Raw genomic sequence first — 17,165 nt, 5'->3', positions numbered from 1 at the left:
CGCCTGACTGCTACCGTCATCGAATTGTTGTCAGGCCTTCGGTGCGTAAGCCTTGGGCAGCTTCAGTCCGCGCTCTTCCGTCACGGTGCGCAGGCGGGTGGGGTAGTCGGTGATGATGCCGTCCACGCCGAGGTCCATCAGCCGGTTCATGTCCGCCACGGTGTTGACGGTCCACGGGATCACCGGCAGCCCGAGCCCGTGGGCCTCGGCGATCATCGCCGGGGTGACGGAGCGGAAGGCGGGGGAGACGGCGTCGTAGCCCTGGGCCGCTGCGGCCTTGGCGAGGGAACCGCCATAGGTGTCGATGTCGATGCCGCCGAGGTTGGGGCTGGCGCCGGGCTTACCCACTTCGAGCCAAGCGTCGCCGCTGGACAGGGCGACGAGCGGCAGCGTGGGGGCGAGCTTCTTCGTCAGGTTCAGCGACGACCAGTCAAACGACTGCACCGTGGTGCGGTCCGCCATGCCGGAGCCCTGGATCTCCGCGACCACTGCCTTGGTCAGGGCCACCATGCCCTCGCCGCCGGACTTCCCGTCCTCCACCTTCGTCTCGACGTTAAAGCGGACTTTCCCGGCATCGGCTTTCCGCACCAGCCGGAACACGTCCTTGAGTTCGGCGATCCGGTTGCCCTCGATCACGTCCTGCTCCGGGAAGCCCGTCAGCTGGGTGAACCCGCAGTCCAGCGTCTTGACCTGGGCGAGCGAGAGCTCGGCAACCCGGTCCCCGACATACGGGAACGCGGCGTCCCCCGGCGATGCCGGTGCGGTGTCCTTGCACTTGTCGGCCTGGATGGTGTCGTCATGCCAGACGATGACCTTGCCGTCGCTGGTCAGGTGGGTGTCCAGCTCCAGAGTGGTCACGCCCAGCTTCAGCGCGTTGGCGAACGCGGACAGGGACTCCTCGGTCCACTCGCCGCGGCCTCCGCGGTGTGCCTGCAAGTCGAAGGAACCGTTACGCTCGTTGGTCTTGACGCCGGTGGCTGTCTTTTCGTCAGTCTTTCCGGCAGCGTGCGACGACGGCGCGGAGCCGGCTTCGGCGGATGGGGCGGCGACGGCGGGGCCCGCCAGGGCAGCGATGAGCGCGGCGGCGGCCGCGGCAGTCAGGACTGTGCGCATGGGGATGGTTCCTCCTGGGTGTGATCATTGCCGGCGCAGCGCCGGCGACCCGACAACCCTAGAGAGGCGACATGGACTGCCGTGTTCGGGGAACTGGACCCCGGGTGAACACTTCATCGTCACCCGTCTCGTCGACCCGGTGTTCAGGTGCGCGGCCCCGCCCCGATCGCGTCGAGGTCACGGATGGCGTAGCGAAGATGCTCCCACTCCTCGTTGAGAATCGTGTGCAGGCAGGAGAGGACTGTCACCGGCATTTCCGGGGCCCAGGGGTTCCGGCGCTTTTGGGACAGCCGGTCCTGGGTCGCGGCGGCGAGGTAGTCGCGCACCATGGCCTGCCGGCCTGCCCGGACCTCGAGTACTTCGGCATACGACGGTGCAACCGTCGCGAAGACCGACGTGTCGTATCCGTCCGTCCCATACTCCGCATTCGGCTGACCGATCGGGTGGTAGGGCTGCTCGATCTGCAGGACCGCTTTGCGAAGCCACGTGTCGGTGGCCATGACCAGGTGCCGCAACGTCTGGGCGAAGGACCACTCGCCGTCTACCGAGATGTCGACCGTTCCGGCCGGCATAGCGGCGGCGCGCTCAAGTGTGGCCTGCCAGGAACGCTCCAGCATCTCCCATGCCGCACGTAGACCCTCCGGATGTGGAGCGCGCCGCTCGGCTCGGCCGGGAAAGCGGCGGTTGAGTTCGGCGTCGACGAAAGGCGCAACGTCGACGCCGTTGATGCGCAAGAAGCCTCCGCCGTCGAACAGCCACGGAGCGTCGATATCGGCTCCCGTCACGTCCACCCCGCGCATTACGGCGCTGGAAAGATCGGACCGGACGAACCGGGCTCCCCGCAGGTTCACGTCGGTGAATTCTGCGCCCTGAAGGTCATCGGAGTGACTGAAGGCTGCCATGGCAGCACTGTGCCACGTTCCTTGGACTCAAGGAAACCCAAAGCACGTAGGACGAGAATGCGAGCCCCGGGCTTCGCATGGGCCCGAGGGCTACGAGGTACGTGAAAGGACTGCATCGTGAAGAGCAGCAAAATCACACGAACTCTGCTGGCCTTGGCGTTCAGCAGGATGCCGAGGCGGCCCGTCGTCTTGTCGTTGCGGCGGCAGAAGAACTTTTCCGGCGACGACCATCGAGAACGCGGGAACGCGAAGGGGTGGGTGATCTTCGTCCTGCTTTCGGTCGTTGGGATTGCGGTACTTCTGGTAATTGCCGGTCCGCCACTGATGGCCTTGTTTACCCAGCTCATGGAGAGAGCCAAATGGTAGATTCGGCGATGGCCAGGACGCTAGCGCGTGTCCGGTTCCCCGCCCGGCAGGTGCCGGTGGTGCAGTTCGTAGCTGTCGAAGACATCTGAAGAGGTCGTTCCTGAATGCCCGAATTTGCCGCGAAGAACGTCTGCGAGTCCGTCCAGCGCCGCGTGAAGCATCCGCCCGGCGAACTGGAGTTCAGGGTTCTCGCTGAGCTGGGCCTGGGATGCCAGCTCCTGGGCGTAGGCGACTGTGTCCGGGAGGGAGCCGCGCTGCTCGACTTCACGGAAGTAATAGGTTTCATGGAACGCCAGCAGATCTATGCTCACCAGAGCCACGTTGCCGGCCATGGACTCCAGCAGCCCGGCAGCATGCCGCGGTTCCAGGGACAAGAGACCCGCAGGACCGGCAGCCTCCCTGAACAGGTTTAGCTCGTGGGCGAGGGCCCGGCGGCGGTTGAGGGCTGGGTACATTTGCAGGATCCAGGTGACCGTTGCTGTCAGCAACCCGAAACCCGTGACGGCCTGGAGGGCCACAACCAGCCTGAGCAGCGGATGCGCCGGCACAATTTCGCCAAACCCCACGGTCGAAAGCGTGACCAGGGAGATGTAGAGCGCTTCGGCGAAGTCGCGCTGCTGCGGCACCCCCGCTCCGTGGACGAATCCGGTCGTCAGATGGGGCAGATACAGCAGGGCCCAGCCGATGGCCGCGAGGCCCGCCCAGGCGCCGATGACAGCGGCCATGGCCAAGGGCGCTGCGATGATGGAGCCGCGGCCCCGCAGCTTTCTCGACACCAGCCAGAACGCACGCATGATCGCCCGGCCCACAGGACCGGAACCGTGCGGATAAAGCAGCGTACGAAAGACGTCAACGAGCATCAGCAGAACCAGCCCGGCCCCTAAAACCGTCCAGAGCGTGTCCTCAAAGTCCATGCCTCATCCTATGGGCGGCACCCGGGGCCCGATGACAAAACCGCCCCGGGCCCGGCGACGAACAGGGGAAACCCGCAGTCCAGGGCGCGGCGGGAGCCCTCGCTGGCCTCTACTTCTCGCAGCCCACGCCGTCGCCGTCGCGGTCGAGTGAACGGCTGTAGCCTGGCTGGCCGATCCGAATCGGCGCTGCCCCGGCAGCCCTGACCGCGGCGCAGTTGGCGTAGTGGGCAGCAGCCGGTGCCGGGGGCACGTACGGAGCCGGCGCCGGCGCTGGCGCTGGAGCAGGGGCAGGCGCTACGAACGGTGCGGGAGCCGGTGCGACGTAGGTGGGTGCTGGCGCGGGTGCCGCGGGTTCGGGGACCACGACGACTGCTTTAGCCGCGTCGTTTGCGGCCTGGTCGGCGGACGCGACCACCGCGACCTCCTTCTCGTTGGTCGGAACCAACTGACCGGCGCAACCCAGCAGGACGGTTGCCATGGCATCGTGCTCGGCCTGAGTCACCCACAGGTCATAGGTGGCCTTGACGGAAATCTGACGGGCCACGTACTCGCAGCGGTAGTCCTTGTTTGGCGGCAGCCATGTGGCGGCGTCGCTGTCACCTTTCTGCACGTCAATCGGCCCGTCCGTCGCCTGCAGATTCAGGGGATCATTGGCGAAGGCCATGCGCTGCACGCCGGTGAGCTGCTGGGCACCCTTCTTCCATGCGTCACCCAGCGCGACCACATGGTCCACCTGAACAGCGCTGCCGGTTTCGGGGCCTCTTTGGAAGCGGATGGTCGTAGCGGTGTAAGGGTCGGCAAGGGTACCGCTCGCCACCCTGCAGGTCGAGTTGGCGGTGAAAACGACGTCGGTCAGGTCGCGTTTGAGGATATCGTTCCGGGTGTCGCACCCGTTCCGGTCCACATCTGCCCACGCCTGACCGAAGCTGACCCGGGCGCCGTATCCGGATGAAGACGATGCTTCCTTGACGGATAGGACGGCCAGAAGGTCCAGTGCTTTGGTGGCGTAGCCCGGTTGTTTCTTCGGAGCGGTGTAGCTGATGCCCTCGGCAAGTTCCGTGACGTTCTCAGGGTCCAGCGGTTCGCCCGTATTTTTCGCCGAGGGCGAGGGCGAGGGCGACGGCGTGGGGGAGGGAACGGCGGAGGGGGACGGTGACGAGGAGGCGGCGCGGGACGCTTCTGCTGCTGCTCGTTTTTCGTTCTCGGATGCCGCGTGGGCAGCGAAGCTCTCCGCCGACCGGGGCGGCAGCGTTATGCCGCCGATGACGAAGAGCACTAGAGAGCCAGCAAGAACGACGCCGCCAACTTTCCGGCTGCCCGGCAATCGTGACCATGACCGACGTCCCGTGGCTGCGACGTAGAGGCCGGTGAGCGCGGCAAAGATGGCCAAGAAAATCAACGCTCCGCCCACTCCGCCGTTGGCAGCACCCAATGCTGCGGAAGCCAAAGCCAGAGCTCCGACAATGAATGTTGAGACTTTCGGCTTCTGGGACTGCGGCGCGTAGTACGAATCCGGCTTGCCTTTAGACCATCGGTTGCTATTCATTTGTATCCCCAAGTTTCTCGGCCCATCAGCACCATCGCTGGAGGCCAGACCTTTGACGCTAGGTGGCGTCTCCTGGAGTATATGGTCATTCCTCGAGTTCTTACCCAGGAATAGCAGGCGAAGTTGCACTGGCTGCGGCAATGCGGGCGGAACTTTCCGAATCCGCCAGGAGGCCGCTGACAAAGCGGAGTATTTCCTCGCCTGCCAGCACCCCGGATGCCGACGTCACGGTCAAATGGTGCCGGGAAAAGCCGTCGCTTTCGAGTTCGCCGTGCGCGGGACGGATAGCGATGTCTGCCAAGTCGAGAAACCCTGCATCCAGCCTGGAGTCACCGGCGGCAACGAGCAATCCCGCCCCGCTTCGGCGCCGGACCTCGGCCACGGCGGCTTCCTTGGTGATCGGAGCCGGCACGCAGTAGAGCTTTCGCCCCTGCAAGGATGTCGTCCACCCGCGGTCCTCGCACCAAGCGTCGAGCTCGTCCAGATAACCGGGCCGCAACGCCTGTCGGTCCACGATCGAGTAGGCGAAGAAGTCCTCAGCGGTCCGGACCCGCAGGATGGCGGGGTCCGCTGTGTTGCCGGTGAGGTGCTCCAGCACTTCGCTCAGCGGAGCGCAATCGGAGCCCAGTGACCGCTGGATGTGCCGTGACCAGTCGGCGTCCGGCTCGCCGTCGTGCAGCAGGACGGCGCCATTGGTCGTCACGGCGTACCCTTGCCCGAAGCCTGGTACCCGCACCCGGGAGAACTGGGCCTGCGTGCGGGTGGTGACAGGCACGAAGACACTCCGCTCCACGATGTCTTCCAGCATGTCCTCGGCGGCCCGGGTCATGAAGGACAACGGTGCTGCGTCGTAAACCTCGGCGACCACCATCCGCGGTGCCTGGTGGTCACTGCCCTCGAGCGCCATCGAGTTCGCCGAGTAGATCAGCGTCCGGTCCAGGTCGCTGGCCACCATCACCGGGGCAGCGGTTGAAGTGTTACTCATACGTCCACCACCGCCTTGCCATCGGCGCCGGTAGCTCCCGGCGTGTGCAGCGGATGGATCAGTCCCACGCAGCTGTAGGCCAGGTCCGGAACGCTGAGGACCTCGACGCCGCGCTGTTCGGCCAAATGCAGCACGTGGGCGAGCTCGGATACGGCATCCGGGCGCACCAGCACCTTCCATGGCACGCGGCGGAGCAGCACCCTGGTGGTTTCGCCAACACCCGGTTTGACCAGGTTCACGTTGTTGATGCCGAAGCTGCGGCTGATGTCCTCGACGGCGGCCCACCCGGACCAATCTGCTTCCGGCAGCGCTGAAATGTCCGACGGCGCGTGGGTTGCGGCCTGCAGGACGTCGTCGCGGACGTCGGCAAACCGGGCCGTGACGGCGGCCAGGAAGTCGCCGGACACGTCGCTGCCGGAGAGCTCGGAGTAGAACTTGGCCCCGTGGAAATCGCCCGGTCCGATCAGCGCCTTGTTGAAAACCGTGCGGGAGACCAAGCCGGAGACGGTCGAGTTCAGGCAGGCCGACGGCACCAGATAGTCCTCCCGCGTGCCGAAAATCCGGACGCAGTGCCCGGGATCCGCCAGCACGGCCAGGTCCGGCCGGAAATTGGCCCCGTCCGTTTCCCGGAAGAGGTCGACGGCGGCGGCGAGCTCGCGTGCGATGGCCCCCTTGCCGGTCCAGCCGTCCACGAACATGATGTCCTCCGGACGGTGCCGGGAGGCGAGGTAGCTGAGCGCGGTCTGGTCGATGCCAAGTCCGCGGACGATGCTGAGGGCATAGTGCGGCAGGTCCAGGCCGTGGAATTCCTGCGCCCACCGCTTCATCAGGATGCCGACGGGGGTTCCGGCGCGGGCGAGGGACACCAGGACCGGTACGTTGCCGCGCAGTTTCAGGACCTGCTCGGTGAGCGTTCCGACGGCGTGTGCGATCCGGACGGCGGAGCCCTCCAGGGCGGACTGGAACAAGGCGCCGTACTCGGGTGACGGTTCAAATTCCTGCGGCAAAGACTCTGCGTAGCTGGCCTTGCCGGACTGGATCGCAGCCTCACGTTCTTCCTTGGGAGCTTCCAGCTGCGCGGCACTCAGGTCCTTCAGCAGCCACTGCACGTCCTCCGGCGGATAGGAGCCGAACGCGGGGCCGCGCAGCGGCGTCGGGAAGGGCGGTTGCGCGGGCAGCGCGACCAGCCGGACGTCGGCGGCGACGCCGGCGACGGCCTCGGCGATGTTGCCGGGGCCCAGCAATCCGGCCGCGGCGGTGCCGGGTTCGGCCAGAATCAGCACTGAGTCGAAGCGTCCGTCAGGGTGCGCGAGGTTGTACGCAAACCGCGGCCCGGGACCGTCAGCGGAGTCGCCGGCACTGCCGAAGGAAACCGCGGACCGGATAGCATAACCCGGGTCATCCACCGCGGCGATCGGCGAGCGGGTGCTGGTGGAATAGCGGATGTCGGCGTCGGGGCGCAGGTCCTGGAGCCGGGTGGCCACCGCCAGCGGCAGGGCCATGAATTCCTCCGTAGCCAGGACCAGCACCCGGCGGCCGGTGCTGCTGCCGAGGTCGGCGGCGAAGATGTCCGCGATGAGTGCTGCCTGGTCCGGGTCCGGACAGCCGGCGACGCCGAACCGGGCGCTGCGGATCGGCGGCACGATGCCGGTGAGGTCCATGAGCTGCACCTCAGCCGGGGAGGGGGCCGCTGCGGGCGGGAGGAGGAGAGCGGTGATCAGTTCCGCCGCGTCCGCGGCGAGAGTCTCCGGCAACTCGATGCTTCCCTGTGCCAGCGCCACGTCGCTGATCCGGGTGCCGAGTTCGCGGGCCAGTTCTTCGAAGCGGTCCCGGTCGGCCGCGGTGCGCAGGTCCACCAGGGACGCGACGACGTAGTGGCCGTGCGGGGCGGTTGCGTGCAAATCGCGGATGGTGTTGATGATGGTGGCGCCGGTGCTGAGCTCGTCGTCCACCAAGACCACGGTGCCGGCCTGATTCAGGGCCGCGCGGCTGGTCGGGAGCAGCTGGTGGGAGGTTGCGTGGGAATGCGTCTCCTCAAAGGCGCCATACGGCTCGATTCCGCAGCTGTCTTGCCGGGTGGAGTGGAGGTAGTACGTGCCCAGCTGTCCGGCCACCAGGTGGCCCAGCCCGGTGGCGGTCTCCGCGTAACCGAGGGTCACGACGCCGGGACGTTCCGTCTGTTCTCCAACCAGGAATTCACCCAGCGCCGCAAGGTCCGCCAGCCGGGCGGTACGGCTGTCGACGTCGGGCACGGTTCCGGGGGCTGTCGGGGCCACGGGGTCCAGCAGCCGCTCCAGCATGGCCGCTGCCTCCTCGATAACGTCGGTCAGGCGCCCGGCGTCGGCGGGAGGATCGAGTTCGCGGCGGACCAGGAGTCCCAGCAGCTGCCCCGCTGACGTGACGATGCCGGGTTCGGTGGGGACGTGCTTGGCCAGGACCCGGGAGACCAGCAGGTGGGCCCGCTTAGGATTGCGCCGCAGTGCCAGCCCGACGAGTGCCTGTACCGGCAGCAGGCTGGTGCCGGGGTCAGAGGCGATGTCGACGCCGAGGGCTTCGCGCACGTAGCCGCCGCTCCAGGGGGCAGCCGTCGAGAGTTGCTTCACCGCATGCTCGCTTCCAGTAGTTCGACAAAGTTGACTCCTGGCCGGGCGACCCCGAACGCCCTGGCCCGCAGCAGCGTGCGCTCCGCCCAGGCCCGATGCGGCTTCACCTCGTTCATCTTGTTCCCGTAGGACGATGCCTTCACCCCGCCCCGTGCGTCCCCGGTGATGTCCAGGGCGTCGAGGTATTCCTCGTGGCTCACCACGCACATGGCGTGCACCACGGGTACATGGGTGGGATGAATGACGGTCTTGCCCAGCAGCCCGTTGGCCAGGTCCAGCTCAATCTCGCGGATCAGGCCGTCCAGATTGGCCATCAGGATGCGCTTGCGGAGTGCGCCCTCGTTGGCGGCCTCGAACGGCGTGGAGCGCAGTTGCGGCCGCAGGACCCGTTCGGTGTTGACGAAGTGTTCCCAGACCGGACCGGTGATGACCCAGCCGTTGCTGGGGCGGCCAAAGATGTTCACGACGTCGCCGATGATGTTCGCCACGACCTTGACGTTGTAGATGGTCAAGTCGCGGGAACGCCGCAGGCCGAAAGCACTGGACATGTCCGTGGCACCGATCCGGACGCACAGCACCACGTCCCGGAACTCTTCGATCAGGGCCAGGTTGTCTGTCAGCACCCGGACCCGTGATTCCAGGTGCGTGGTGGACAGGTCCTCGATGATCGGCATCGCCATCAGCGGCTGGTGCTGTGGCGCCCCGGTGCGTCCGGCTTCTTCGTTCAGCAGCCTCAGCGCATCCAGAAAGGCTCGCCCGCGGCCTGTTTCGTTCTCAAACTTGGGCAGGACAAAGCCGTAGACCACGCTGAGGTTGGCACCTGCCCGGCGGCCGACGTCGAGCAGCTGTTCGGGAGTGCGGCACCGGATAAAGATCAGCGGGAGCGCAGCAGGATCCTCCAGAGCCAGGTCGGCCAGGGCGGCGAGCAGGTTCTGCTCCGCGGCGGGCACTTCCTCGTCCGGAACGGCGTCTTCGAGGCAGATCACAGTGCTGAGGCAGCCGGCGTCGGCCTGTTTCCGGATTCCGGCTGCCAATGCACTCCTTGTGGCCGGCGAGTACAGGGTGGCACCGAGGGCGACGGCGAGCATACCGGGGTCCGAGGTGCGGTGGAGGTGTTCAGGGCGCAGGTGGAAAAGCCGATCCTTGACGGATTCGGTCAAGGCTTTGAAGTGCTGCATCGTCCCCTAGGTGGCAGTAGTGAGCGTCCGTACTAGCGCTGGTGGACCCGTTGGTCCAGCGGAATGGTCATGGTGAAACCGAACATGGCCCAGATGGCTGCGTCGGAGGCGTCTGCGGGCACGAACTCGGCGCGAAGCTCGAGGACCGCGCCCACCCGCACTGCATACAAAACGCTCCGCAGCCCCGCAGGGTTCCGGGCAGCCACCGCGGCGGCAGCGCCGTCGAAGACTCCAACCGTCAGCGGAGCCTCGCCCGCGATAAACAGGGCGCGGCGCAGCAACCGGACGTGGCGCAGGGACACGATGCCGGCCCCGTCCTGAACGCCGGCGAGGGGCCGGTTCCCGGGAGTGCGGACGGCGGTGCCGGCCAGGTGCCCCTCTGCGTGGTGGGCGCCCGTGGTGAGCTGGGCGTCCTCCCAGGCCACGGAGCGGACCCCGGCCACCAGAAGGGAACCAATCGCGGATTGCCGGGAGTTCAGTCGGACCACCGGGTTCTCTGCATCCAGCTCGCGCAGGCTGCCGAACTCCGGGGCAGGGAACAACCGTTCCGACGCCGACGCGGCGGCCCGGGGGCGGGTAGCCGCTGTTGCGGGGCGGCTTGTGGACGGCGCGGGCGCCGGGGTGGCGCCGAGCGTCAGCCCGGTGTGACTGGGGGAGTTTGCCGCTGGTGCGCGGCCGCCGAGGGACAAGCCGGTGGAAGCAGGCGTGCTGGCGCCAGGGGTCAGCCCCGTGGGGCTGGGGGAGTCTGCCGCTGGTGCGCGGCCGCCGAGAGACAAGCCGGTGGAAGCAGGCGTGCTGCCGCCGAGCGTCAACCCGGAGGCAGGCGGGGTGGCCGCGCTCTGGGCAGGAAGCTGCTCGGGCCCGGGCTGAGCAACGGGCTTACGGCGCCGGGTGAGGTATCCGATGTCGGTCCGCACCGCGGTTCTGTTCAACGCCATAGTCAGAGTTTCAACTTGAAGTCGGCGGCAACAGCGGCGAGCCCGGCCTCATAGCCTTGGCCGAGGGCCCGGAACTTCCAGCCCCCGGAGTGCCGGTAAAGCTCGCCGAGGATCATCGCGTTGATTTTGTCGAGGTTTCCCCGCGGCACCGTGAAACGAAGGAGCTCCCGGTTTTGGTCGGTCGCGACCCGCAAATAGGCGTTCTTGACCGGTCCGAAGGTCCCGGGCCCCCGCACCTCCGGATCCACATAAAGCAGCACGACGATCTTGTGCACCGTCTCGGGCACCCGGGTGAGGTCGACGTCGATCTGTTCGTGGTCTTCTGTTCCGGCGAAGGAAATGCTGCCTTCCGGGCTGGCGATCTGGTTGAAGAACACCAGGTGGTCATCCGAAACGGCGCGGCCGTCGGCGCCGCACATGATCACCATGGGGACCAGTTCGGCTTGCGGACCACGGCTGGGAACCATGTCCCAGCCGATTCCCAGCAGGACCGTCGCCAGACCGGGGTTCTCAGCAGTGAGGGCGGCGTTGCTGCCGGCGACCATAGAAGCCATCAGCTTCCTTCCAGATGAAGACCATCAACATTAAACTTGTCCCGGAGGAACTGGCCGTGGACTGCCAGTTCCGTAATGGCACCCGTTCGCACCTGGTTGTCCAGGTTTTTGACGGTGGAGTAGAGCATGTCGATCTGTTCCAGCAGCACGGACGTCTCGGCGGAGTCGTCCCGCCGCGACCCGGCGGACAGCATGAGGTATGCCCGCAGCGGGGACGGCAGGTAGTCCGTGATGACGGCGTTCAGCAGGACCCGCTGCTCGGTGGACGCCCCCGACCGGTCAATGTAGCCGATGAGGGCGCGCAGGATATCGGCCAACTGCAGCACCTGGGACCCCACGAGCGGAGGCAGCTCGGCGCCGTTGGCCAGTACCATCCGGCGGAGCTCCTCGAGCGCGCCAGCAGTGGCTGCCAGCTCGTCTGCTGCCGGATCGGTGGGAGGAGATTCGGCGCCGGCGACGGCGGCGGAGCGGGGTACCGCTCCGCCGCCGAACAGCGAACCTAAGAATTTTGCGACCATAGCCCGTAAGCCTATTGCTCAGGGCTGATGACCACTAATTCCCTTCCTGCTGCCGTACCCTGTCCAGGTAGGGACGGGCCCGTTCCAGCCCGGTTTCGAGGGCCTGCACGGTGCCTTCCATGTTCTTGTTTGCCTGGGAGCGGAAGGTGTCGATTGCATCCATGGTCTGGAACACGTTGTCGAACGCCTTCTGCAGCGTTTCCACGCTGACACCGGAACTCGCCGCCTGCTGGTGGATCCGTGCGGTCTGATCCTTGAGCATCTCGGACGTCTTGAGGATCATGTTGTTCGTCGTCGTGTTGATGGCGTCGATCTGATCCAGCACCATCTTCTGGTTCGCCAGTGCCTGGGCCACGATGACGGCGGTCCGCAGCGCGGAGATCGTCGTCGTGCGTGCTCGTTCAACACCCTTGATCAGCTCGGTGTTGTTCTTGCGGATCATGTCGATGGCCAGGTAGCCCTGAACCGAGACGGCCAGCTGGGTCAGAATGTCCTGGTGTCGCTGGCGGATCGGGTAGAGCACGTCAGCGTCGAGTTTGCCCGCCTCCTCGATCTGGCCCTGCATCTTCATTTCATCGATTTTGCTGGCCGTCGCTGTATCCAGGGCCTTGGCAAAGACCGCGTACTCGCTCAGCGCCTGCATGGTCTCCCACAGCTGGGTCTTTTCCTGCGCAAGGGAGGCGTTGTCCTTGAGGAGGGCGTCCTGGCCCGCCATCAGGGACTTGATGATCTTGTCGAGCTGGGTCTGCGCGCTCTCGTACTTTTGGAAATACTTCGCGAGCTTGTTGCCGCCCGGAATGATGCCCAGAATCTTCCGGCCCACGCTCAGGTCGGCGTTGCTCGGCGTCAGGTCCTCCACGGTGGAGCGGAGTTCGCCGAGCGTTGAGGCAACCTGCACCTGGGCGCTGCTGCCGGACTTCTTCGCACCGGCCAGCGACGTGGATGACCGCTCCAGGAGCCGGCTTGAGGTGCTGGCGGATGCCACGAGCTGCTGGCCAGCGATCCGGTTGATGCCGTCGATCTTGCTGGAGTACTCGGGGCTGAACGGGCTCATCGCCGACACTTCGCTCACGAAGGCCCGCGCCTGGGCGTTGATCTCCTGCTGTCGTTCGGCCGGAACCGGGACCATGCCCGGGGCGTCGTCCGCTTTGACGATCTCGACGGAGGCCGGTGCGTCCAGCACGAGGGGGTTCGAGGCCGACGCTTCAGGCGGGGTGAGTTGCATGCTCATTATTGCTTCTCTCTTTCTTAGGTCTCGGGCTCTTAGCCGAGCTGGACGCCGAAGTCCGCGGCAATTCCCGCGAGGCCGGTGGCGTAGCCCTGGCCGACGGCCTTGAACTTCCACTCGCCGTTGTGCCGGTAAAGCTCGGAGAAGATCATGCAGGTTTCCGGCGCCGCGTCTTCGCTGAGGTCGTAGCGGACTACTTCCGCTTCGCTTTCCTGGTTGACCACACGGCAGTACGCGGCACGCACCTGGCCGAAGTTCTGCCGGCGGGCCTCCGCCTGATCGATCGAAACTACGAAGACGATCCGCTCCACGTCCGCACCAACAGCGGAGAGCTCGACGGCGATCACTTCGTCATCGCCGTCGCCATCACCGGAGCGGTTGTCCCCCTTGTGGACGACAGAACCGTCGGCGGCGGCCGGCTGGTTATAGAAAATGAAGTCCGCGGAGCTGCGGACCTTGCCGTCCGCGCCCAGCAGGAGTGCCGAGGCATCCAGGTCGAAGGCGTCGCCGGTGGTGGTGCGGGGATCCCAGCCCAGCCCGACGAGGACCTTGTTCAGCCCCGGATCGGTCTTGGTCAGGGAGAGGTTGCTGCCTTTGGTGAGGGTCAGTCCTGCCATGATTAATCTCCTTGTAAAGTCTGGGTGGATGGGTGATGGGGCGGTCCGGGCTTCCCGGACCGCCCAGCTCCTAATCCAGTGCTATGCCGAAGTCCGTGGCTACGCCGCGGAGGCCTGAGGCGTAGCCCTGGCCAACGGCACGGAACTTCCACTCGCCGTTGTTGCGGTAGATTTCCGCGAAAATCATGCACGTTTCCGCGGCTGCATCCTCGGTCAGGTCGTAGCGGACGATTTCGTTGTCCGTCTCCTGGTTCACAACCCGGCAGAACGCGTCACGGATCTGGCCGAAGTTCTGCCGCCGGGCCTCCGCCTGATCGATCGACACGACGATGACGATCTTTTCGATGTCCCGGGCCACGGTGTCGAGGTCGATGAGGACCTGTTCGTCATCTCCCTCACCTTCGCCGGTGCGGTTGTCTCCCTGGTGGACCACAGAGCCGTCCGGAGAGGACAGCTGGTTGTAAAAAATGAAGTCGTCGTTCGAGCGCACTTTGCCGTTCGCGCGGACAAGGATCGCCGAGGCGTCCAGGTCAAACTGCTCGCCGGCAGTTGTTCGCGGGTCCCAGCCGAGGCCAATCATGGCCTTCCGGAGTCCGGGGTCGGCTTTTGTCAGGGACAGATTGCTGCCCTTACTCAGAGTCAGGCTGGACAAGAGGTGCTCCTTCAGTGTGGGTGCGTTCGACAGGGCTGGAGAGGGGCTGGGTCCGGCGGGGTTACAGGGCGGAGGCCGCGGCGCCGAGGACTTCCCCGGCCGTGCGGCCGTTGGCCGGCGTGCCGATCGCCTGGAAGGTCCAGGCGTTGCCGGTCCGGGACAGCTTCGACATCACCATGGCAGTGTTCTGGCCTGACTCGGTGAGCGAATAGCGGGCGACCTCCGGGCTGCCGGCAACCGAGTCGTCGATGACCCGGCAGAACGCATTCTTGACCATGTCGAATGTCTGCTGGCTGTAGCTGGTGATGACGAACACGATGTTCTGGACGGCCGGTGAGACGGCGGGCAGGTTGACCATCATGGTCTCATCGTCGCCGTCGCCTTCGCCGGTAAGGTTGTCGCCCGTGTGGCGGACGGCGCCGTCCTTGCTGGTGAGCTGGTTAAAGAAGACCGTGTCCAGGTGCTTGCCTTCGGCGTCGAACATCAGGGCCGAGGCATCCAGGTCGATCTCCACGGTTTTCGAGCCGCCGAAGAAGCCCTTCTTGGCCGGGACGGCGGAGTCCCACCCAAGACCCAGGCGGACGTTCGTCAGGGACTCGCCGTTCTGCTTGGTGAGTGACAGTGACTGGCCTTTTTGCAAACTCAAACCCATTGATTTACTCGCTTTCCTAGTCGTGGCTTTTGTCGTACTTACTGCTGGCGAGCTAGCTGTTCACGTCTGCTGGCTCAAGAGTTTTGTCCTGTTCGGCGGCGCTGGCGCGCCGGTTGCGCATGACCGATCCGGTGAAGGCGGCGCCGATGAAGACCACGCCGATGAGGCCGGTGATGATTTCGTTGATGGGCGTCACGATGGTGATGAGCAGGATGACTGCCAGTGCGCCGATGGCCCAGTGGGCGCCGTGGTCGAGGTACTCGTATTCGTCCAGGGTTCCTTCCCTGACCAGGAAGACCGTCAGGGAGCGGACGAACATTGCGCCGATGAAGCCGAGGCCCAGCGCAATGATGATGGGGTCGGAGGTGATGGCGAAGGCGCCGATCACGCCGTCGAACGAGAAGGACGCGTCGATGACTTCCAGGTAGAGGAAGAGCATGAAGGCAGCTTTGCCGGCCAGCTTGGCGGTGCCGGAGGGGCCGGTGTGGGCCATCAGCGCGGCGTCATCCGCGTCGACGTCGCCGTCCTGGTCCACGTCGAAGAGGTTTCCGAGGCCGTTCACCAGGAAGTAGGTGATCATGCCCAGCAAACCCGAGAGGAGAACGATGGCCTGCTTTTCACCGGATACGGCTCCGGCGATGGCCAGTGCCGCCATGCCAATGATCACGGATGCGCCCTCAAGCTTGCCGAGCCGGGCCAGCGGGATTTCAAGGAACTTGATCCACTTGATGTCACGGTGGGCCAGGATGAAGTCCAGGAACAGCATCAGGAGGAACAATCCGCCGAACGCGGCAATTTGCGGGTGCGCTTCGTGGAGCAGGTACCCGTAGGAACCCGGGGTGTTGGGGTCGCCCTTTTCCATTGCCAGCGTGATCGCTTGCACAGGGTTCAAGCCGGCGGTGACAGACACGATCAGGAGCGGGAAGACGATGCGCATGCCGAAGACGGCGATGATGATGCCGACGGTGAGGAACATCTTCTGCCAGAACGGGTTCATCTTTTCAAGGATGCGTGCGTTCACGACGGCGTTGTCGAAGCTCAGGCTGATTTCAAGGATGCCCAGGATGAGGCAGAGGACCAGCGCCTCGGGCCCGCCATAAAGAAAGGCGATAATCAGCGCGATGATGGTGACCGCGAACGACCATCCGAATGTCTTGAGGATCAAGCTTGAACCACTCCTGGAACGACAGGTCCTACCCGTTAGTAACGGCAGGACGGCGAGCAACATCCCGGAAGTTATCCCCCAAGACTTCGTGGGTCTATCCTATCCGCACCCTACGTCGCTTTGTCCTGTGATCGCTGATTTTTGGCTAAGGGATGAACCCGGAACTTTTACCGGTCTGTCCGCGGCGAGCTAGTGGGAGTCGGTTCGGCTGGCAGGCCTGTCGACGTCGACGGTGCCGATCATTGCGTTTGTAATGGGTGCCGGCTTAAAGCCCTTGAAGACCAGCCAAAGGCCCAGCGAGAACTCCCAGAGAGCGATCGGGAGCGCGGCGACCAGGGTCACGGGGGAGATTCGGTCGAGGAGGCCGAACATCGTGAGGATGACGGCCGTGAACTGCAGGGGAGCTCCGATGAGCCCAAGCAAGGGGAGGACACGCGGTACGAGGCGCGAGCGGTACAGCAAGGTTCCCAACAACACAGCGTTCACTGCTGGCATGAGGCTCTGTCCGAGCAGGAATGTGCCGTTATAGAAGGCGACGAGTCCGGAGCCCATAGTGGTCAACGAGGTCGCGCCCGCTCCGGAGACACCGGGTTGCTGCAGGGCAACGAGCGAAAGGATGCTCGCGACGCCGGCGAAGATCATGGCGGCTTCAATTGTGCGACTGGCGACGAAGCCCAGCGCCATGCTTTCGTTTTGCCGTTTGACGACCGGGAACAGCGCGACGGCGGTGCCGATTCCAGCGAGACCGACGATTACCTCGAGCAAGCCTCCCCAGAGCGCGCCCGTGTTGGTGGTGGAGCTGATGACAAAGTCCGCGCCCTTCACGGGACCGTACAGTGTGAGCGTGGGAATCGAAACAAAGGTAATCAGGTAGAAGATACCTGCCACGAGTGCGGTCTTCCTCGTTGAAGTCACCGGAATGCCTTCCGTTGGTGGCGCAATGGCCGGCGAGCGATTGCCCGCCCAGTTGTTTGGCCGTGGCGTCAATTGTGCCGACCTTCAACTGGGTCCCAGTGTCGTGCTCGGGCGAACGCTGGTCAAGAGCTTGGTGTTCCGCCGGCATCGGTCGCATGGCGTCGAATGCCGGCCGTTGGCGCGACCCATGACCTCATTGCTTCTACACCCAGGCAATTCGCGTTCTGACGGCGGCACTGGCTGTCCAGCCCTGAGCCGCAACCAGTCACATAAACGTCATGGAGACAGGATTGTGCCGGCTCCGTGGAGACCATGACCT

General features: G+C 65.3%; 17 protein-coding genes. 1 reads left to right on the top strand and 16 read right to left on the bottom strand.

Annotation, left to right across the window (positions count from 1 at the left end):
• Window positions 1–30: 30 nt before the first annotated feature.
• Together RCH15_RS10190 and RCH15_RS10185 are read right to left on the bottom strand one after the other, a co-directional pair.
• Window positions 31–1,113 (bottom strand): glycerophosphodiester phosphodiesterase family protein, encoded by a 1,083-nt coding sequence (locus RCH15_RS10190; protein WP_326960539.1) that lies wholly within the window; start codon window positions 1,111–1,113, stop codon window positions 31–33.
• A 143-nt stretch (window positions 1,114–1,256) separates the two neighbouring features.
• Entirely contained in the window at window positions 1,257–2,015 is a 759-nt protein-coding gene (locus tag RCH15_RS10185) for a DinB family protein (protein ID WP_326960537.1), read from the bottom strand.
• Window positions 2,016–2,132: 117 nt separating this feature from the next.
• Here RCH15_RS10185 and RCH15_RS10180 point away from each other — a divergent pair, with 117 nt between their 5' ends.
• Window positions 2,133–2,381, top strand: coding sequence for a hypothetical protein (locus RCH15_RS10180; protein WP_326960535.1), 249 nt, complete (start codon window positions 2,133–2,135; stop codon window positions 2,379–2,381).
• Window positions 2,382–2,401: 20 nt separating this feature from the next.
• Here RCH15_RS10180 and RCH15_RS10175 read toward each other — a convergent pair whose 3' ends face one another.
• The 14 genes from RCH15_RS10175 to RCH15_RS10110 form a co-directional block, all read right to left on the bottom strand.
• Window positions 2,402–3,295 carry a potassium channel family protein gene (locus tag RCH15_RS10175; RefSeq protein ID WP_326960533.1) on the bottom strand — a complete coding sequence of 298 codons (894 nt, stop codon included), beginning with the start codon at window positions 3,293–3,295 and terminating at the stop codon, window positions 2,402–2,404.
• A 109-nt stretch (window positions 3,296–3,404) separates the two neighbouring features.
• Window positions 3,405–4,841, bottom strand: coding sequence for a GmrSD restriction endonuclease domain-containing protein (locus tag RCH15_RS10170; RefSeq protein ID WP_326960531.1), 1,437 nt, complete (start codon window positions 4,839–4,841; stop codon window positions 3,405–3,407).
• Window positions 4,842–4,941: 100 nt separating this feature from the next.
• Entirely contained in the window at window positions 4,942–5,826 is an 885-nt protein-coding gene (locus tag RCH15_RS10165) for an HAD family hydrolase (protein WP_326960529.1), read from the bottom strand.
• Window positions 5,823–8,429 carry a phosphoribosyltransferase domain-containing protein gene (locus tag RCH15_RS10160; protein ID WP_326960527.1) on the bottom strand — a complete coding sequence of 869 codons (2,607 nt, stop codon included), beginning with the start codon at window positions 8,427–8,429 and terminating at the stop codon, window positions 5,823–5,825. The genes RCH15_RS10165 and RCH15_RS10160 overlap by 4 nt, the downstream gene beginning before the upstream one ends.
• Entirely contained in the window at window positions 8,426–9,607 is a 1,182-nt protein-coding gene (locus RCH15_RS10155; RefSeq protein ID WP_326960525.1) for an HpcH/HpaI aldolase/citrate lyase family protein, read from the bottom strand. The genes RCH15_RS10160 and RCH15_RS10155 overlap by 4 nt, the downstream gene beginning before the upstream one ends.
• Window positions 9,608–9,639: 32 nt before the next feature.
• On the bottom strand, window positions 9,640–10,545 hold the full coding sequence (locus RCH15_RS10150; protein ID WP_326960523.1) for a hypothetical protein: 906 nt from the start codon (window positions 10,543–10,545) through the stop codon (window positions 9,640–9,642).
• 2 nt (window positions 10,546–10,547) lie between these two features.
• The gene (locus RCH15_RS10145; RefSeq protein ID WP_326960521.1) at window positions 10,548–11,099 is read right to left on the bottom strand and encodes a TerD family protein; all 552 of its coding nucleotides are present in this window, start codon (window positions 11,097–11,099) and stop codon (window positions 10,548–10,550) included.
• Window positions 11,099–11,617, bottom strand: coding sequence for a hypothetical protein (locus RCH15_RS10140; RefSeq protein ID WP_326960519.1), 519 nt, complete (start codon window positions 11,615–11,617; stop codon window positions 11,099–11,101). The genes RCH15_RS10145 and RCH15_RS10140 overlap by 1 nt, the downstream gene beginning before the upstream one ends.
• Window positions 11,618–11,651: 34 nt before the next feature.
• Window positions 11,652–12,848, bottom strand: coding sequence for a toxic anion resistance protein (locus RCH15_RS10135; RefSeq protein ID WP_326960517.1), 1,197 nt, complete (start codon window positions 12,846–12,848; stop codon window positions 11,652–11,654).
• Window positions 12,849–12,880: 32 nt separating this feature from the next.
• The gene (locus RCH15_RS10130) at window positions 12,881–13,462 is read right to left on the bottom strand and encodes a TerD family protein (RefSeq protein ID WP_326960515.1); all 582 of its coding nucleotides are present in this window, start codon (window positions 13,460–13,462) and stop codon (window positions 12,881–12,883) included.
• 70 nt (window positions 13,463–13,532) lie between these two features.
• A complete protein-coding gene (locus tag RCH15_RS10125; protein WP_326960513.1) occupies window positions 13,533–14,114 on the bottom strand; it encodes a TerD family protein in 582 nt (193 codons plus the stop codon).
• A gap of 61 nt (window positions 14,115–14,175) precedes the next feature.
• Entirely contained in the window at window positions 14,176–14,766 is a 591-nt protein-coding gene (locus tag RCH15_RS10120; protein ID WP_326960511.1) for a TerD family protein, read from the bottom strand.
• Window positions 14,767–14,818: 52 nt separating this feature from the next.
• Entirely contained in the window at window positions 14,819–15,931 is a 1,113-nt protein-coding gene (locus RCH15_RS10115; protein ID WP_326960509.1) for a DUF475 domain-containing protein, read from the bottom strand.
• Between the two features lie 189 nt (window positions 15,932–16,120).
• Entirely contained in the window at window positions 16,121–16,846 is a 726-nt protein-coding gene (locus tag RCH15_RS10110) for a DUF4386 domain-containing protein (RefSeq protein ID WP_326960507.1), read from the bottom strand.
• Window positions 16,847–17,165: the final 319 nt, after the last annotated feature.

The organism is Arthrobacter sp. MP_M4, assembly GCF_035984855.1.
GTDB lineage: Bacteria > Actinomycetota > Actinomycetes > Actinomycetales > Micrococcaceae > Arthrobacter.
Note: the sequence above shows the minus strand (reverse complement) of the source record. Positions and strands in the feature narration are given on the sequence as shown.